Origin of the sequence: Rhizobium skierniewicense, assembly GCF_014196515.1 — a bacterium.
Lineage (GTDB): Bacteria > Pseudomonadota > Alphaproteobacteria > Rhizobiales > Rhizobiaceae > Agrobacterium > Agrobacterium skierniewicense.
On record NZ_JACIDV010000003.1, the window covers coordinates 23912 to 40629 of the forward strand.

Sequence of the window (16718 nt, forward strand, 5' to 3'; positions counted from 1 at the left end):
TGCCAAGTTTATCGCGCAGCGCGCAACTTCTCTTTCCCGAATGCATTTCATAGACTACATGTATCAATGAGGGGATCGCCGCCGCGGCAATCCAGAGCGGATGCCGAATTTGACACGTCACGAAACGAACGATCCGCGCCTCGCTGAGCTGCAATCCTACGGCATACTGGATACGCCGCCCGAAGCTGGCTTCGACGATATCGTTGGCCTTGCCACGCTGTTGTGTGATGCGCCAGTAGCCCTCGTGAGTTTCGTCGACAGCGACCGGCAATGGTTCAAGGCACGCAAGGGTTTCGATCCCTGCCAGACGAACCTTGAAAGCTCCGTGTGTCGTCATGTGTTGGGCATGACCCAAATCCTCGAAGTGCCTGATCTGACCAAAGACCCGCGTACGGCAAACAACCCTTTGGTCGTGGATGCGCCGCACATTCGATTCTACGCAGGCGCACCGCTCATCACATCGAACGGGCATACGCTGGGCACTTTGTGCGTGCTGGATCACATACCGCGACCTCAGGGCCTGACGGAACCGCAGCGAGGCGGACTTGAAGCGCTTGCGCGTCAGGTCATCATGCAGCTGGAACTGCGCAAGTTGGCCACGGACCGCACGCGCATGCTTGCCGAGCGGATAGAGAACCAGGCGCAGTATCAGGAAGTCTCTGAAAAGCTAGCCGCGGCCCAGAGAGCTGGCGGCGTGGGCCTTTTCACGCTCGATATCGCGACCAACATGGTCAAGGGAACGCAGGAATTTTCGCGCACATTCGGCCTTGAACATCTGGATGAGCGCCCGGCACAGGAGCTGGAAAGCCTTGTGATCCCCATGGATGACATGCTGGTCTCTCACGAGGAGAACCGACGGACAGGTGAAGCTCCGACCGATGTGGAATATCGAATTCGAAAAGCCGACACGGGGGAAATCCGCTGGATCGCACGAAAAGGCGATTTTCAATTCGATGATAGTGGTCGCCCGGTCGGGTTCATAGGCGTTACGCGTGACATCACCGCGCGCAGGCAAGTCGAAGAGAAGTTGCGTAAAGCGCAGGAAACGCTGGAGCTTGCTCTTGACGTGACGGAGATGGGGACATTCGATTACGACCTCGTCGCAGACACTCTGGTGTGGGATGATCGGTGCCGCACATTGTTTGGGTTGCCGCCAGATGCCGACGTCGACTATCAGACTTTTTTGACGGGCCTGCACCCGGATGACCAGGAGCGGACGCATGAAGCCGTCAAGGCTGCGATAGACCCGCAGGGCGACGGCATTTTCGATGTGGAATATCGTACGATCGGATTGGTCGATGGTGTGGAGCGATGGGTCGCCGCAAAGGGCAAAACCTTCTTCCACGGTACGAACGCGCTTCGCTTCATCGGTACTGTCAGAGATATTACGCGGGCAGGGGAGGCGCAACGCCGCCTGCGCGAGGCGGAAGAGCGTTACCGCTTCGCCAGTCGCGCGACCAACGACGCAATTTGGGACTGGGATTTCGAAACCAATTTCGTCCTTTGGAACGAGGCTTTGACCACCGCCTACGGCCATGAACCGGATAGGGTCGAGCCGACGGGTGCATGGTGGATCGATCATATCCACCCAGATGACCGTCAGAGGATCGATCACTCGATACACGCCGTCATCGACGGGACTGCCACTGAATGGACCGATGGCTATCGCTTCAAGCGGGCTGATGGCACCTATGCGCCGGTCTTTGATCGGGGCCACGTTATTCGAGACGAACAGGGTCGCCCACGCCGGATGATTGGCGCGATGCTGGACCTGACCCGGCTACAAAAGGCAGAAGCGGAACTGCTTGAAAGCCAGAAACAGCTTCATGTCGAGCGCGGTCTTCTCGAGGCCGTCGTCCAGCAGGCGCCTATCGGAATATCCATCATTTACGCCGATGGTCACGAGACGTTCAACACCCGGCTTGAACAGATGTTCGGTCAACAGGTAACGACAAAAGGCGGAGTTCTTTCGCTCGGAGTGCTCGTTCCTGATGCAGCGGAGGCCGAGCGCCTCATCGAACATCAGAACGAGCGGGGCGAAAACCGCAGATACGAAGTGACGACCACGCCTGTTCGAGACCACAGCGGTGGCATTCTGGCGACGCTGGCTCTGGTCATTGATGTCGAGGATCGCAAGCAGGCAGAAGAACGACGCGCCCTGCTCAACCGCGAGCTTTCTCACCGGCTCAAAAATTCACTGGCCATCGTCCAGTCCATCGTGAGTCAGACGTTGCGGTCGGCACCCGATGTGAAGTCGGCGCAGAGGACGCTCGCGCCGCGCATCAATGCACTGGCAACGGCCCATGAAACATTGTTGACGGGTCATCGCGATGCTGCCCTTGTGGCGGAACTCGTGAGATCTGCCACATCCATCCATGCCGGTAGCGACCGTATCAGCGCAAAAGGCCCAGATGTTCTGCTTGGTCCGCAAGCCTCGCTTGCGCTATCCCTTGTCCTTCACGAGCTCTCTACCAATGCCTTGAAATATGGCGCCCTTTCTGTTGCGGAGGGACGCGTGGACATAAGCTGGAGCGTCGAAGGGGCGTCTCCGGACACCCCGAAAACACTGAGGTTCACGTGGACCGAAGAGGGTGGTCCGCTCGTGACCGCGCCGCAGCAACGCGGGTTCGGTACCCGGTTGATCGAAATCGGCCTTGGTGCCGGCCAACGGGCGTCGCAGATTGATTACCGCCCTGAAGGGCTGCACTACGAGGCGGAAGCGGAATTATCTGCGCTGGAGGCCAAGTGAGTCTCAAGATGTCGGTGCGTCCCTGAAGTGCTTGTTTCCTCAAAGAGCCGCAGCTCGCGACACATGGACGATCAAGTTGGTTTGAGTACCGCAAATGGCAAGGCGCTGTTGTTTGACAAAGCAAACGAGCGCCGTATCGTAACTTTGTGGCAACACAAGCAAGATCAGGCTGAAAACATATGGCAAGCAGGAATAGACCGGTTTTTGTCGCCGAGAGGGTCGCTCGACCGGGCTGTATTACGGGTGAAACGCCCGTCTGGGAGCCGGATCGGTCGCGGGTGACGTGGGTCGATGCACCCGGTCTTGCCCTATATCGTATGACCTATCCGAATGGTGTCATGCAGCGGTTCGATCTTCCGGTCAAAATCGGCGCTCTCGCCATCCGGGCAGGTGGCGGTTTCATTGCATCTACCGAACGCGGGTTTGCAACGTTGACTTTGGAAGATGACGCCGTTCAGCTCGATTATGCCGGTGGCCCGAACCTCGAACCCGGCTGGCGCATGAATGATGGGGCCTGCGATCGACAAGGGCGTTTCTGGTCCGGCTCCATGGCGCCGGATACGTCCGCACCGGGTGCATTCGGCACGCTTTTCAGCATTGGGCAAAGGGCTGAAATTGTTGAAAAAGGCGGGCGTTTTCGCACTCAAAACGGTCTCGCCTGGAGCCCGGACGGCTCTTCCATGTATGTTTCGGACTCCAACCCGCTCAATCCGCATGTCATGCGGCATGACTTCGATACAGAGACGGGAGAGATCGGTGCAGGGCACCTGTTTGCCGATCATGCTACGCTCGGAGGACGCCCGGATGGCGCGGCCATGGATATCGATGGCTGCTATTGGATTGCCGCGAGCGACAGCGGGCGCATCCTTCGTATGACGCCGGCCGGTGTCATCGATGCGGAAATCCGCGTCGATGTGCCAAACGCCACCAATATGTGCTTTATCGGTAAGGATCTCAAAACGGCATTTATCACGTCCTTGCGGGCTGGCGGCAGCGGCCCCGGCGGTGATGTCTATGCCGTTGATCTTCCTTTCCAGGGGTTGGCCGAGCCTCTCTTTCAACCCGAATAGCTTCGCGCCAAAGCCTCAAATCCGATCTGATCGCGGACTTGGCATCTTTTCTCGTGATGGTGGATTGTTGAACTGGTGGAGAATATCCGCAGCGATCAATTGCCGCCCATGTGCTGTGGCTCAAACATCTCAAGCAGTCCCGTATATCGCTTGGAGACAGGTGACGCGTAGGCGCCACTTTTTGCGGTGGTGAGGCCAAGCGTTATCAAGGCTTCTGCCTGTTTGACGGCACAGGCGACACCATCGATCACGGGAACGTCGAATTCGTTGCGTAACTCTGCGGTCAGATCTGCCATGCCAGCGCAACCAAGAACGATCGCCTCGGCTCGATCCTCAGTAAGCGCAGCTCTGATCTCTAGGCGCAGCTTGTCGCGGGCGTGAGAGCTGGGGTGTTCCAGCGAGAGCACCGGAATATCTGCCGCACGAACATTGCAGCGGCCCGACATTCCGTAACGATGGACGAGGTGTTCCAGTGGTTGGCGCGACCGCTCCATCGTCGTGACGATGGTGAACCTCTGGGCAATAAACGAGGTTGTGGCAAGGGCTGCCTCGCAGATGCCGACGACTGGAATATTGGCCAAAGCGCGGGCGGCATCCAAGCCGGTATCGTCGAAGCACGCTATGATCGCGGCCTGCGCACCTGCCTTCTCGCCCTTTGCTATTTCCATCAGCAGGCCAGGTACTGCGAAGACTTCGTCGTAATAGCCCTCGATCGATACCGGTCCCATCGAGGATGTGACAGCGCTGATTGTGGTGTCGGTACTCGCCACCCTCACAGCCGAATCCGCGATGGTTGCGGTCATGGTGGCCGTCGTGTTTGGATTGACGATGAGAATGCGCATGGATTTCACTTTATGACCGCAAACGGCGACGGTTGAGGTGGACGATGAGCCCGAGGGTGGCGGCAATAACGAGGAAAGAGAAAACCGTTGTCACTGTGCCCAAGGCGTAAAGCACCGGCGTTGTCACATTCGTCGTCATACCGTAGATTTCGAGTGGGAGCGTGTTGAAGGTGCCTGCCGTCATCAATGTGCGGGCAAATTCGTCATAGGACAGTGTAAAGCCGAAGAGACCGACGCCAATAAGGCTTGGCGCGATCATCGGCAACACGACATGGGCGAAGGTCTGCCATGAACTCGCACCCAGATCGCGGGCAGCTTCCTCGTAGGCCGGGGAAAAGCGGTTGAAAACGGCAAACATGATGAGGACTCCAAAGGGCAGGGTCCAGGTCAGATGCGCGCCAAAAGCGGATGTGTACCAGGAGGGCTCCAACCCCAATTGCTGGAAGACGACGCCGATGCCGAGCGAAATGATGATGGACGGCACCACGAGGCTTGCGACCGCCAGATAGAAAAGCGCAGTTGCGCCGATGAACCGGCGGCGGAAGGCGAGACCCGCAAGGAGGGACACGCCGACCGTTACCAGCATCACCATGATCCCAAGCGTGGCAGAGCGCTTGAAGGAGCCACCGAAGTCTCCCACCGCCTGGGTTTCAAAGAGGTTGGCAAACCAGCGCAGCGATACGCCGTTCAACGGGAATGTGAGACCCCCGTTCGGCCCTTGGAACGAAAGGATGAGGATTGCTGACAACGGGCCGTAAAGAAACAGCACGAAGATGGCAAAGAAGATCGCCAGAATATAAAACTCGCGGCCGCGTTTATCGCTGTGCATCTCAAAGCTCCTTGCGGATATCGACGATGCGCAGAATGCCGGCAACCATCATCAAGACGAGAACGAGCAGCACCACGGCGTTGGCGGCTGCGGCGGGGTATTGCAAAAGCGACATCTGGTTCTTCATCATCAGCGCAACCGATGCGCTCTGCCCGCCGGACATGACCTGCACCGTCGAGAAATCAGCCATGACAAGTGTGACGACGAAGATAGTACCGATCGCCATGCCGGGCTTTGCCAGGGGGAAAATGACATTGGTCAGTGTCTGCCAGCTGGTGGCTCCCGCATCCCGCGCGGCCTCGACCAGGGATTTGTCGATGCGCATCAGCGTGTTGAAAATCGGCGTGACCATGAAAAGCGTGTAAAGATGAACCATGGCAAGCACCACCGCAAAGTCCGAGTAGAGAAGCCATTCCACGGGTTGCGACGTGACGCCCGTGCTCATCAGCGTTGAGTTGACCAGCCCGTTGCGACCCAGCACTGGTATCCACGATATCATGCGGATGATGTTCGACGTCAGAAACGGCACTGTGCAGACCAGAAAGAGCACCATTTGCATCGCACTGGTGCGGATGTGAAACGCCAGGAAATAGGCCACCCAAAAGCCGATGACGAGCGTAATGGTCCAGACCAGAAATGCATATTTCAGCGTGTTGAGATAGGTTTTCCACGTCACCCACGAGCCCAGCGTTTCCGCGTAATTCATCGTCAGAAAATCGGGATACATCTGGGCGAAGTCGTAATCCCAGAAGCTGACGACGGTGATCATGAGGATCGGCAGGAGCAGAAAGGCACCGAGAATGACAGCAAGAGGTGTGGCCTGCAGATAAGACACGAGCACCGGCGACAGGCGAAAGTTTCTGGCGTTGGTTTCGCCGATCTTTTCGGTTTCAGGGGACGTTACAGTCGCCATGATCTTTTCCTCTTAGCGCGCGATGCGTCGATGTCTGGAGAGGAGGGGCCGGTCGTCCGCGACAGGCTCCTCCCATGCTTTCAGTGGATTACGCCGCGATGAACTCGTTCCAGCGACGGACCATATAGCGGTCTTCCTCCATCACCGAGTTCCAGCAAGCAACATGACCCATCCGCTCTTCGAATGAACCGCCATCGCGCACTGCACCGGCCTTTTCCATGACCTTGCCATCGGGAGCGACGATATCGCCCTGTGCTGGCTTGCCTTCGATCCAGTATCCCCACTCGTCAGCTGACATGTGTTCCTTGGCCGTCTCCATGGCTGCCGAATAGTAGCCCTGACGGTTCAGATAGGCGCCGACCCAACCGGATGTGTACCAGTTGATGTATTCATAGGCGGCATCCAGCTTCGCGCCGGTGAGATGCTTGGCCAGACCAAGCCCGCCGCCCCATGAGCGATAGCCTTCCTTCAGAGGCTGGTATTTGCAGGCAATGCCTTTCGAGCGGACGGCAGCAACAGCCGGTGACCACATGGACTGGATAACCACCTCGCCCGATGCCATCAGATTGACGCTCTCATCGAACGACTTCCAGAACGCGCGGAACTGGCCTGCCTGTTTCGCTTCGATCAGGAATTCGATTGTCTTGTCGATCTCTTCCTTGGTCATGTTGCCCTTGTCGGCATATTTGATCTTGCCCATGGCTTCCATGATCATTGCCGCATCCATGATGCCGATGGACGGAATGTTCAAAATAGAGGTTTTTCCCTTAAACTTGGGATCCATGATATCAGCCCATGTCGATATCTCACGGCCCACCAGGTCAGGCCGGATGCCGAGCGTATCGGCATTGTAGATCGTCGGCATCATCGTGAACCATTCCGTTTCGCTCTTTGCGAACGTTTTGGTGCCGGGCTTTTCGACGAAGCCCACAGTGTGCGGTGCCGTGCCCTGGGCAATCACGCTATCCGGCTTCAGCTTGCCGTTTTTAAACAGCGGCACAACCTTGTCGTAATATTTGAGTTTCTTGACATCCATCGGCTGGATGACGCCTGCCGGGTAGACCTTCTTGAGAATCCAGTATTCGATATCGGCAATATCGTAGGAATTGGGCTGGGTTACTGCACGTTGGGCCGCCGCGTCGGAATCTGTCGCCGTCATCTCCAGCGTGATACCGAGGTCTGCCTTGCACTTTTCGGCAATGGCGTTGAGGTTGGATACACCGGTTCCGAACTGGCGGAGCGTGATGGGGTTTTGTGCCCAGATCGTCGGGAAGCCGGTGATGGCGCCGGAGCCCGCGGCAAGGCCCGCGGCGGCGGATGCCGTCTTCAAGAGCGTGCGTCTTGAAATGCTCGTTGTTTTCTTGGTTTCAGTCATTGCCTGTTCTCCTCTGTTTGGTTTTATGGTGGGCATCAGTTTTTCAGGCGCCCGAGAACGATTGCGTCCTCGCGTGCCCAGCAAAGCGGTATCGCTTCACCAACCTTGACGGGATTGGCGAAGAATTCGGTGTCCGTCAGAATGGCGGTAAAATCATCGATACCGGCGCCCGTGACAGACAGTTTGACGGACGAGCCCCGATATTCGATGTTGGTAATGGACCCGGTAAAGCCGAGTCCTTTTTCTGGAGGAGGGCCGATCCGGACATGATCGGTGCGCACGGCGATATCGGCTGTATCGGTCAACTCTCCCCGGTCGCCACTGGCTAGAAACTCTCCACCCGCAGGCACGGAAATCATCAAGGCATCTCCGACGATCTCGGTTATGCGCCCTGAGATGACATTGTGGTCGCCCATGAAGCGGGCAACAAAAGCAGTGGCAGGCTTTTCGAAGATGACGCGGGGATGTGCGGCCTGTTCGATGCGTCCGTCGTTCATGATGACCATGACATCGGCAAGTGCCATGGCCTCTTCCTGGCTATGGGTCACGTGCACGAAGGTGATGCCGAGCGATGTCTGGAGTTTTTTCAGTTCCGCACGCATCCGGATCTTCAAGAACGGGTCGAGCGCCGAGAGTGGTTCGTCGAGCAGCAGCGCTTCGGGATCTGTGATGAGAGCACGCGCCAGCGCGACACGCTGTTGTTGCCCGCCGGACAGTTGGGCGGGGCGACGCGTTGCGTAGGCTTCGAGTTGCATCAATTGCAACATCTCCATCGCCTTTGCGCGACGTTCGTCCTTGGCCACACCTTTCATTTTGAGGCTGAAGGCGACGTTGTCGATGAGATCGAGATGCGGAAACAGAGCGTAGGACTGGAACATCATGGCCGTGCCGCGTTTGGCGGGCGGCAGGTCGGTCACCACCGTATTACCAAGCCTAACATCGCCGGATGTAATGCTTTCGTGGCCAGCGATCATGCGAAGCGTGGATGTCTTGCCGCAGCCGGACGGGCCGAGCAGGCAGCAATAGGTGCCCGCCGGTATCTTCAGGCTTATAGGATGAACGGCGGTGGTCGTACCGTAGATCTTCGAGACGGATATGATATCGATTTCAGCAGCTTTGGTCATCCGGCGCTCCCTTGCGTCATGCAGTGGGAAGCATCAATCGTGCCAGTTTCGCTAAACCATTAAAAATACTTGATTAGTTTTGGTGGTGTCACATACGGTGTCGACGTCCGATTAAAAATGAAGCGATCGTTTTCGATCCATTGCGCAAATCGTATGCAATCCTGTAGTGAGATAAAAAACAATCTGCTTGGCATAGGGTGGCTTATCGCGGTAGAAAGACGAGGTGTTTGGACCAAGCGATGGCTATCAGCGAAAAACTCTTTATCTCAGATACGTCCCAGGAGGACCGGGCGCAGGCTATCCGCGAGTCCTTGCGCAATGCCATCATCGACCGACGGCTGACGCCGGGCACGAAGCTTTCTGAAAACGAAGTCGGTGCGCTGTTTGATGTCAGCCGCACGGTTGCGCGTGCAGCCTTGCAGATGTTGACCTTCGAAGGACTGGTCAAGACCGAGCGAAACCGGGGCGCCTTCGTGTCAAACCCCTCACCAGACGAAGCCCGGCAAATTTTTGCATCGCGTCGGCTGATTGAACCCGGGATCGTTGCCTGCGCTATCGAGCGGATCACGTCTACGGATATCGCGAATTTCCGCCGCCAGCTGGATGAGGAGGCGCGCTACATGAACGAGCGAGGCCCCACCGCTCGGCGCGGCGAAATAAAGGCCTCAGGTGACTTTCACCTCATGCTGGCGACCGTAGCGGGCAACGTCATTCTCCAGAAGTTTATGGACGAGCTCGTGGCGCGCTCCTCGCTGGTCATTGCCCTATACGGTCGCTCGGGTATATCGAGCTGCGGGCACTCGGAACATTCGGCCATGCTGGACGCTTTGGAAAAAGGTGATGGAAACAGTGCCAGCGCCCTGATGATCCGTCATATCGATCACATCGAAGCGGATCTCGATCTGAACCCCCGGCAGGGCCTTGGGCTTAAAGATGCTCTTGCGTCCCCATAAGCTGATCGTTCAAGATGCTCAGCGAGTTTGCGACGAACTGGGAGGGTTGATTGCATGATGACGACATTGGAGACGGGGCAGGCAAAAATTGCGCTGGTTACGGGTGGCGGAACCGGCGTTGGCCGGGCTATCGCAAAGGCATTGGGCGCTGCGGGATATACGGTCGTCATCTCAGGTCGACGCGAAGAGGTTATCAGAAGTGCTGCTACAGAACTCGGTGCTGAAACCGGGGCAGACTTCCTTGCCATTTCAGCCGATGTCGGCAATCCATCTTCCGTGCGCGCCTTGTTCGATGCGATTTCGGACACGTATGGTCGGCTTGATCTCTTGGTGAACAATGCCGGCATCAACGTGCCCAGTGTTGCAATCGAAGATCAGACTTTCGAGGATTGGAGTGCCATCGTGGCTGCCAATCTCACCGGCGCATTTCTGTGCAGTCAGCAAGCGTTCCGGCTGATGAAAAGTCAGAAGCCATACGGTGGCCGCATCATCAATAACGGTTCCATTTCTGCGACCACACCACGACCGAACACCGCGCCTTACACGGCGACCAAGCATGCCATTACCGGGCTAACAAAATCTCTGGCACTTGATGGACGCGATTTCGACATTGCCTGCGGCCAGATCGATATCGGCAACGCTTCGACCGATATGACCAAAAGGATGTCGAACGGCGTACGTCAGGCCAACGGTGAGGTGATGGTCGAACCGACCATAGATGCCACCCATGTTGCCAACGCCGTTGTCTATATGGCAAGCCTGCCGCTAGACGCCAATGTGCTGACGATGACGGTCATGGCGACAAAAATGCCGTTTGTCGGCCGGGGCTGATCCGCCAGCAATCGGTTCCTTAATCGCTTGGAATACCTGCCGGACGCAGTAAACGTCGCTGCGCACCGATACGGAACGGTGCGTTCATGGCGCCATATCCGACATATTGACCGCGCCGCTCGACAATCTCGAAGAAAAATCCTTCGCCAAAGGTCTGACTATAGATCTGGAAATACTCGCCATTGTCGTCGCGGTCGTAAAGAATGCTGGAGGCACGCAGCGCATCCGACAGTTCTGGTTCCAGGCCGAACCGTGCTTCGAGATCGTCGTAATAATTGCGCGAGATCGGCAGGGCGCGAAAGCCGCGTTGCTGGAGCGCCTTGGCGGTGGCAAAAATGTCGTTGGACGAGAATGCGATATGCTGGATGCTGGTGCCGAAGCCTTCCGCCAGAAACTTGCCTGCAAATGTCTTGCGGTTGTCGGCACCGTTCATGGTCAGTCGGAAGTCTGCCTTTGGCAGGCTCTCAATGGCCTGACTGCGCACAAGCCCGCCTGGCTCGACAACATCCACCATCGGTGTACGCCGCATGGAAAATATCGAGGTATAGAACAATAGCCAGGTGAGCATCTCGTCGTAGCGTGTTGTCTGCGCCAGATGGTCGATCCGCGTCAAACCCGCATCGCCCGGGCTTTCCGGTTCCAGAGGTGTAAATTCCTGTTTCCAGATCGATGCAAGGGCAGGAGAGTCGTCGAGGAAATAGATAACGCCGTTGCCGACACCCTGAATGGCGGGAATGGTGATCTCTCCGCTCTGTCTGGGTTCGATGAAGGTCTGTGCACCCATGGCGGCTGCGCGCTCCAGCGCAGCGTTCGCATCGGCAACTTTCATGCCAAAGGCATACGCGTTGGTGCCGTGCACGGAATAGGACGATCCTGCAAAGCTTTCGCCGGTGCTGTCGGTGTTGATGACGATGCGGATGTCGCCTTGCGTGTAGAGTTCGACCTCACGGTTGAGATGTCGCGCCGATTTTGAAAAACCAAGTGTCGCAAGCAGTGTTTCGAGCTCGGCCTTTTCGGTTGCTCCCGTGGTGAACTCCACGAACTCGACGCCTTCAGTCTCCACCGGGCTCGGCATGTCCGGCATGGATATGCGGATGTCCGGCTCCAACCGGCGCACCTGGTCCATGAGATAAATGAGGGACCGGTGTCCGTCTTCCGCGAGTAGGCGCGCAGACCCCCCACGAAATTGATCGTTGAAAATCTCCAGCGACAGTGGGCCGGAGTAGCCGGTCGCGGCAACAGCGCGCATGAAATCCACCACCGGCAGATCGCCTTCCCCCGGCATGTTGCGGAAATGGCGGCTCCAATAGAGAAGATCCATGTCGAACAAAGGCGCATCCGCCAGTTGCACGATGAAGATTTTATCGCCGGGTATCGAGCGGATTGAATTCGGATCGATTTTACGGGAAAGCGTATGGAAGCTGTCAAGAATGATACCGACATTGGCGTGGTCGGCGCGGCGCACCACCTCCCAGGCGTCGCGATGGTCGCTGATGTGGCGTCCCCAGGCCAAAGCCTCATAACCGACACGCAGACCGTGCTTTGCGGCACGCTCGCCCAGTTCGTTGAAATCGCCGGCAGCGCGGTCGATGCCGCCCAACGAAATCGGCGAGACGTTGGAGCAGATCAGCATCAGGTCGGTGCCGAGTTCTCCCATAATGTCGAATTTGCGCTCGGCACGCTCGAACGCACGCTGCCTGTGCTGGTCTGGCATGCCCTCGAAATCGCGGAAGGGCTGGAAAAGCGTGATTTCAAGGCCGTGGTCGAGAACCATTTTACGGACTTCGCGCGGGGAGGCATCGTAAGTGAGGAAGTCGTTTTCGAAGATCTCGACGCCTGAGAAACCTGCCTTTGCGATGGCCGCCAGTTTTTCGGGAAACTCCCCGCTGATGGAAACTGTTGCGATGGAGGTCCGCATGGGCAGCTTTTGCTGCTGAGTGCCGGGGATGACCATATTGCCTTCCTTTCCAGTGTTATGTACTATTTGGTTAATAACGGTGGTAATGGCTGGGGACGGGCCAACCGTGGATGGGTGGACAATGACCAAAGCCGCGACTTCTATCAACGCGAGTGTGACGCGGCAGGCAAAGCGGGATCCCGAGGGCGTGCGCCGCGATATTCTGTCGGTGGCGATGGAAGAGTTTTCCCAAAACGGTCTGTCCGGAGCGCGCATTGATGAGATTGCTGCGCGCACCCGCACGTCCAAACGCATGATCTACTACTATTACGGCGACAAGGAGGGCCTGTATCAGCAGGCTCTTGAAGAAGCCTATGCCAAGGTACGCGGTGGCGAAAGCGACCTTGAGCTTGACGACATGGAGCCGCGTGCGGCTCTCGACAAGCTCTGTCGTTTCACCTTTGAACACCATCGCCGCCATCCGTCGTTCATCCGTATGGTCATGATCGAAAATGTTCACCACGGACGGCATATGCAGGGTTCCGAGACGATCCGCCAGCTGAACCGTCCGGCTATCGAGGCTTTGGAAAGCGTGCTGGCCCGGGGCCAGAAGCAGGGCGTTTTTCGCACCGGGATAGAAGCGCTGGAACTGCACTGGCAGATCAGCGCACTGTCTTTTTTCAACGTCTCGAATGTCGCCACTTTCTCGTTCATCTTCGGCAACAGCCTGTTTACAGAAGACGGTCAGGAAGCCTTGTCGAAGCATGTCGCTGATATGGTGCTGCGCTATGTGCTTCGGGTCGATCATATCGGTGCTACAGAAAACGGCGGCTAGGGTTTTTGATCCCCTCGACGGTGATGCCCGGGACGTTGATATCGGACCAAACGACCTCAAAACCGCTCATGCCGCAGCCTCGATTTCACAGAGTTCTCTGAAGTGTGCACTCATGCGGGCAGGGTCCGGTTCCCGGCCAGAAAACAGCCGGAATGCCCCAACGGCCTGAAACACGGCCATGCCGCCGCCCGGAAGGGTCTTGCAGCCTTTTAGAGCCGCAGCAGCGAGCAATGCTGTCATCAGCGGCATGTAGACAATGTCGGCAACCCAGTGGCGGCTCTCGAGCAATGTCTCTGGCACCGGTATTCCGGGATGCGCTGGCATGCCCACAGGCGTTGCGTGGATCAGGCCATCGGCATGAGGAAGCGACTGCGAAGGGTCATCAACAGCGAAGGCCCTGATATCACCAAATCGCTCGTTGAGCTTTTCCGCAAGTTGTTTTGCGCGGTTAAGATCCTGATCGAATATGTCGAGATGCGCAATGTCGAGTTTCAACGCCGCATGGGCAACGGCCACGCCCGCGCCACCGGCGCCGATCAGCAAAGCACGGTCGCGCTTGGCGTTGGGCAGTCCGCGCTTGAAACTCTCGTAAAAACCGTACCAGTCCGTGTTGTGCCCGGTCCGTTTTCCATCGCGAAAAACGACGGTGTTGACCGCACCCAGCATGTGCGCATCGTCGGACAGTGTATGGAGGTGCGGAATGACCAGCTGTTTGAAGGGGTGGGTGATATTCACACCCGCAAAGCCACGCTTTTCCGCTTCATCCAGCAGCGCGGGCAAAGCGCTTTCAGGCAGTTCGCGGGCATGGATGTCGAGCAACTCGTAGGAATAGTCGATTCCATGGGCCGCCCCCTCGCGCATATGCATGGGCGGCGTTTTGGAAAGCTGGATATCGGCACCGATCAGGGCGACTTTCAAGGATGGTCTGTCTGTCATGGCGGAGCATTACTCATCGAATAAGGTGATGGGACAGGCACAGGGCAAGAAAGGCGCCCATCAGTGATGGGCGAGAATCTCACCCAGAAAGGTGCGCGTCCGCTGATGTTTGGGGTCGCGGAAGAACTCTTCGGGAGGAGCTTCCTCGATGATTTCGCCGGAGGCCATGAAGACGACCCGGTCGGCAACCTGACGCGCAAAGCCCATTTCGTGGGTAACGCAAATCATCGTCATGCCATCGCGGGCCAGACCGATCATGGTGTCGAGCACTTCCTTGACCATTTCCGGGTCGAGTGCCGACGTCGGCTCGTCGAACAGCATGGCCTTGGGTTCCATGCACAATGCACGGGCAATTGCCGCGCGTTGCTGCTGTCCGCCAGAAAGTTGCGCCGGGTATTTGTCCGCCTGGTCCAGAATGCGCACACGCTCGAGATATTTGCGTGCCGTCTTCTCGGCGTCGGCCTTCGCCAGACCTTTTGCCCGCATGGGCGCCAGCGTACAGTTTTCCAGAATAGTCTTGTGCGGGAACAGGTTGAAATTCTGGAACACCATGCCGACTTCCCGGCGCACCGTGTCGATGGCGCTGGCAGAACTCGTCAGCTTGGTTCCTTCGACCGTGATCGTACCCTCCTGGATCTCCTCCAGATGGTTGATGCAGCGGATCAGCGTCGACTTGCCGGAGCCGGACGGCCCGCAAAGAACGATTTTCTCGCCTTTGCGGACTGTCAGATTGATGTTTTTCAGCGCATGAAAGGCTCCATACCACTTTTCGACGCCTTCAAGGGCGATCAGCGGATCCTGAGCGGCGTTGGTTTGCGGCATGGTGACCTCCTGCTTACTTTACGGTGAAGGGAACGTCAGGCATTGATTCCGGGAAGGCCGGAACGTCGCGCTTCATCCACTTGGTGTAGATCTTTGCCAGTTCGCCATCGCCCTTGATCTGTACCAGGAAGGCATTGATGGTTTCGTTCCAGTCCTTTTCACCGGGACGCGTGGCAGCGCCGTTGTAAAGTGTCGTCAGGTCGAACTTCGTCTCATACTTGTCGGGCGCGGCGGCATTCAGACGATCGCCGTAGAACTGGTTGCCACCGACAACTTCGACCTGGCCGGAGATGAGGGCCTGAATGTTTGCGGCGTCGTCATCGAAGCGCAGGATGTTTGCACTTTTGGCACCTGCCGTGATTGCGGTGTCCATCGCGCTGGACTTCGGCACGCCGACGGCAACGCCAGAGAGGTCGTCGTAACCGGAGATATTCTTGTCCTTCGGACCATAGACGGACAGGACGTTACCGGCGTAAGGCTGCGAATACTGGATCGTCTTAGCGCGCTCTGCCGTCATGCCCATCGTGGCGAACAGGACGTCGACCTTTCCGGTCATCAATGCAGGAATGCGGTTGGCAACGGCCAGCGGGACGAACTCTACCTTCACGCCGAGGTAATCGGCAAAAGCCTTGCCGATATCGGCATCGAGACCGTCCTGAACGCCAGTGGAATTGACGAAGCCCCATGGGGAATTGTCACCCTGAATGCCGATGACGACCTTGCCCTTGGCTTTCGCGTCTTCGACCGAAGCCGCGGACGCATCGACCGGTGCCACGAATGGCAGGGCGACGGTTGCTGCGGCGAGTGCTAGCAGCATACGGCGGTTGAGTGTCATGCTCTTGGATTTCATCTTTTGCTCCTCCTTACAAAGCTGATGATAAATTAACGAGATGCGGTTTGAAGCCGCTTCTCGACACCGGCGCCCCACAGCGAAAGCGGCCAGCAGATGAGAAAATAGATGAGCCCGACGATCGCAAAGACCGTCAGCGGCTTGTATGTCTGGTTGGAAACGATCTGCCCCGCGCGGGATAGCTCCACGAAACCGACGATGGCGGCAAGCGATGTGCCCTTGATGAGCTGAACGAGAAAGCCGATGGTCGCAGGCAGGGAAATCCTCAGGGCCTGCGGCAAAACCACGTCCTTCATGCGCGAGACGTAATGAAGACCGAGTGCTTTGGCAGCTTCCGTCTGTCCCTTGGAGACGGCCTGAATACCACCGCGCCAGATTTCACCGAGAAACGCGCTGGCATGGAGTGTAAAGGCGATGGCCACGGCGATCCATGCGTCGATATCCAGGCCTACCAGCGCCACGCCGTAATAGACGACGAAGAGTTGCATCAAGAGCGGCGTGCCTTGAAATACGGTGATGTAGCCGGCCGTCACCCGCTGGCTGACCTTGCTCTCGGCAGTTCTGGCCAGTGCCACGCACAGACCGAAAACGCCGCCGCCGATGAAGCCGATGACCGTGAGCGCAAGGGTCCATTTCAGACCCTGCATCAGGAAAAACAATTCGTTGGGACCGATTAAGAACATTGTTTTCGC

Annotated in this window: 15 protein-coding genes; 5 read left to right on the forward strand and 10 right to left on the reverse strand. The window is 57.3% G+C overall.

The genetic code is table 11. From position 1 onward, the window contains the following. The first annotated feature begins 109 nt into the window (after window positions 1-109). Both GGQ73_RS05155 and GGQ73_RS05160 read left to right on the forward strand, forming a co-directional pair. Window positions 110-2749 carry a PAS domain-containing protein gene (locus GGQ73_RS05155; protein ID WP_183894516.1) on the forward strand — a complete coding sequence of 880 codons (2640 nt, stop codon included), beginning with the start codon at window positions 110-112 and terminating at the stop codon, window positions 2747-2749. Between the two features lie 179 nt (window positions 2750-2928). Further along, window positions 2929-3819, forward strand: coding sequence for an SMP-30/gluconolactonase/LRE family protein (locus tag GGQ73_RS05160; RefSeq protein WP_183894519.1), 891 nt, complete (start codon window positions 2929-2931; stop codon window positions 3817-3819). Window positions 3820-3914: 95 nt separating this feature from the next. On the opposite strand, the gene GGQ73_RS05165 is transcribed toward GGQ73_RS05160, so the two are convergent. The 5 genes from GGQ73_RS05165 to GGQ73_RS05185 form a co-directional block, all read right to left on the reverse strand. Continuing rightward, window positions 3915-4661, reverse strand: a complete 747-nt coding sequence (locus GGQ73_RS05165) for an aspartate/glutamate racemase family protein (protein WP_183894521.1) — start codon at window positions 4659-4661, stop codon at window positions 3915-3917. 10 nt (window positions 4662-4671) lie between these two features. Further along, window positions 4672-5490: an ABC transporter permease gene (locus tag GGQ73_RS05170; RefSeq protein WP_183894523.1), complete on the reverse strand. Its 819-nt coding sequence runs from the start codon at window positions 5488-5490 to the stop codon at window positions 4672-4674. Window position 5491: 1 nt separating this feature from the next. Further along, window positions 5492-6403, reverse strand: a complete 912-nt coding sequence (locus GGQ73_RS05175) for an ABC transporter permease (RefSeq protein ID WP_183894525.1) — start codon at window positions 6401-6403, stop codon at window positions 5492-5494. An 88-nt stretch (window positions 6404-6491) separates the two neighbouring features. Beyond that, entirely contained in the window at window positions 6492-7778 is a 1287-nt protein-coding gene (locus tag GGQ73_RS05180; protein ID WP_183894527.1) for an ABC transporter substrate-binding protein, read from the reverse strand. A gap of 35 nt (window positions 7779-7813) precedes the next feature. Further along, entirely contained in the window at window positions 7814-8902 is a 1089-nt protein-coding gene (locus tag GGQ73_RS05185) for an ABC transporter ATP-binding protein (RefSeq protein WP_183894529.1), read from the reverse strand. A gap of 239 nt (window positions 8903-9141) precedes the next feature. On the opposite strand from GGQ73_RS05185, the gene GGQ73_RS05190 reads away from it, so the two are divergent. Further along, entirely contained in the window at window positions 9142-9855 is a 714-nt protein-coding gene (locus tag GGQ73_RS05190; RefSeq protein WP_183894531.1) for a GntR family transcriptional regulator, read from the forward strand. Between the two features lie 57 nt (window positions 9856-9912). Further along, the gene (locus GGQ73_RS05195) at window positions 9913-10686 is read left to right on the forward strand and encodes an SDR family oxidoreductase (protein ID WP_183895065.1); all 774 of its coding nucleotides are present in this window, start codon (window positions 9913-9915) and stop codon (window positions 10684-10686) included. A gap of 19 nt (window positions 10687-10705) precedes the next feature. On the opposite strand, the gene GGQ73_RS05200 is transcribed toward GGQ73_RS05195, so the two are convergent. After that, on the reverse strand, window positions 10706-12604 hold the full coding sequence (locus GGQ73_RS05200; protein WP_183895067.1) for a bifunctional sugar phosphate isomerase/epimerase/4-hydroxyphenylpyruvate dioxygenase family protein: 1899 nt from the start codon (window positions 12602-12604) through the stop codon (window positions 10706-10708). A 121-nt stretch (window positions 12605-12725) separates the two neighbouring features. On the opposite strand from GGQ73_RS05200, the gene GGQ73_RS05205 reads away from it, so the two are divergent. Then, window positions 12726-13418 (forward strand): TetR family transcriptional regulator, encoded by a 693-nt coding sequence (locus tag GGQ73_RS05205; RefSeq protein ID WP_183894533.1) that lies wholly within the window; start codon window positions 12726-12728, stop codon window positions 13416-13418. A 66-nt stretch (window positions 13419-13484) separates the two neighbouring features. Here the strand turns inward: GGQ73_RS05205 and GGQ73_RS05210 are convergent, their stop codons facing one another. From GGQ73_RS05210 to GGQ73_RS05225, 4 genes are read right to left on the reverse strand one after another with little or no spacing between them, the layout of a single operon-like run. Further along, on the reverse strand, window positions 13485-14354 hold the full coding sequence (locus tag GGQ73_RS05210; protein WP_183894534.1) for a shikimate dehydrogenase: 870 nt from the start codon (window positions 14352-14354) through the stop codon (window positions 13485-13487). Window positions 14355-14414: 60 nt separating this feature from the next. Next, window positions 14415-15176 (reverse strand): amino acid ABC transporter ATP-binding protein, encoded by a 762-nt coding sequence (locus GGQ73_RS05215; protein WP_183894535.1) that lies wholly within the window; start codon window positions 15174-15176, stop codon window positions 14415-14417. 13 nt (window positions 15177-15189) lie between these two features. After that, window positions 15190-16026: a transporter substrate-binding domain-containing protein gene (locus GGQ73_RS05220; RefSeq protein WP_183894536.1), complete on the reverse strand. Its 837-nt coding sequence runs from the start codon at window positions 16024-16026 to the stop codon at window positions 15190-15192. A 32-nt stretch (window positions 16027-16058) separates the two neighbouring features. After that, a complete protein-coding gene (locus GGQ73_RS05225; RefSeq protein ID WP_174155969.1) occupies window positions 16059-16709 on the reverse strand; it encodes an amino acid ABC transporter permease in 651 nt (216 codons plus the stop codon). Window positions 16710-16718 lie beyond the last annotated feature (9 nt).

What these genes read in the sequence shown, in the direction of transcription:
- GGQ73_RS05160 (WP_183894519.1), top strand. Translation starts at nt 2,929, where the DNA reads ATGGCAAGCAGGAATAGACCGGTTTTTGTCGCCGAGAGGGTCGCTCGA.
- GGQ73_RS05165 (WP_183894521.1), bottom strand. Translation starts at nt 4,661, where the DNA reads ATGCGCATTCTCATCGTCAATCCAAACACGACGGCCACCATGACCGCA.
- GGQ73_RS05170 (WP_183894523.1), bottom strand. Translation starts at nt 5,490, where the DNA reads ATGCACAGCGATAAACGCGGCCGCGAGTTTTATATTCTGGCGATCTTC.
- GGQ73_RS05175 (WP_183894525.1), bottom strand. Translation starts at nt 6,403, where the DNA reads ATGGCGACTGTAACGTCCCCTGAAACCGAAAAGATCGGCGAAACCAAC.
- GGQ73_RS05180 (WP_183894527.1), bottom strand. Translation starts at nt 7,778, where the DNA reads ATGACTGAAACCAAGAAAACAACGAGCATTTCAAGACGCACGCTCTTG.
- GGQ73_RS05185 (WP_183894529.1), bottom strand. Translation starts at nt 8,902, where the DNA reads ATGACCAAAGCTGCTGAAATCGATATCATATCCGTCTCGAAGATCTAC.
- GGQ73_RS05190 (WP_183894531.1), top strand. Translation starts at nt 9,142, where the DNA reads ATGGCTATCAGCGAAAAACTCTTTATCTCAGATACGTCCCAGGAGGAC.
- GGQ73_RS05195 (WP_183895065.1), top strand. Translation starts at nt 9,913, where the DNA reads ATGACGACATTGGAGACGGGGCAGGCAAAAATTGCGCTGGTTACGGGT.
- GGQ73_RS05200 (WP_183895067.1), bottom strand. Translation starts at nt 12,604, where the DNA reads ATGCGGACCTCCATCGCAACAGTTTCCATCAGCGGGGAGTTTCCCGAA.
- GGQ73_RS05205 (WP_183894533.1), top strand. Translation starts at nt 12,726, where the DNA reads ATGACCAAAGCCGCGACTTCTATCAACGCGAGTGTGACGCGGCAGGCA.
- GGQ73_RS05210 (WP_183894534.1), bottom strand. Translation starts at nt 14,354, where the DNA reads ATGACAGACAGACCATCCTTGAAAGTCGCCCTGATCGGTGCCGATATC.
- GGQ73_RS05215 (WP_183894535.1), bottom strand. Translation starts at nt 15,176, where the DNA reads ATGCCGCAAACCAACGCCGCTCAGGATCCGCTGATCGCCCTTGAAGGC.
- GGQ73_RS05220 (WP_183894536.1), bottom strand. Translation starts at nt 16,026, where the DNA reads ATGAAATCCAAGAGCATGACACTCAACCGCCGTATGCTGCTAGCACTC.
- GGQ73_RS05225 (WP_174155969.1), bottom strand. Translation starts at nt 16,709, where the DNA reads ATGTTCTTAATCGGTCCCAACGAATTGTTTTTCCTGATGCAGGGTCTG.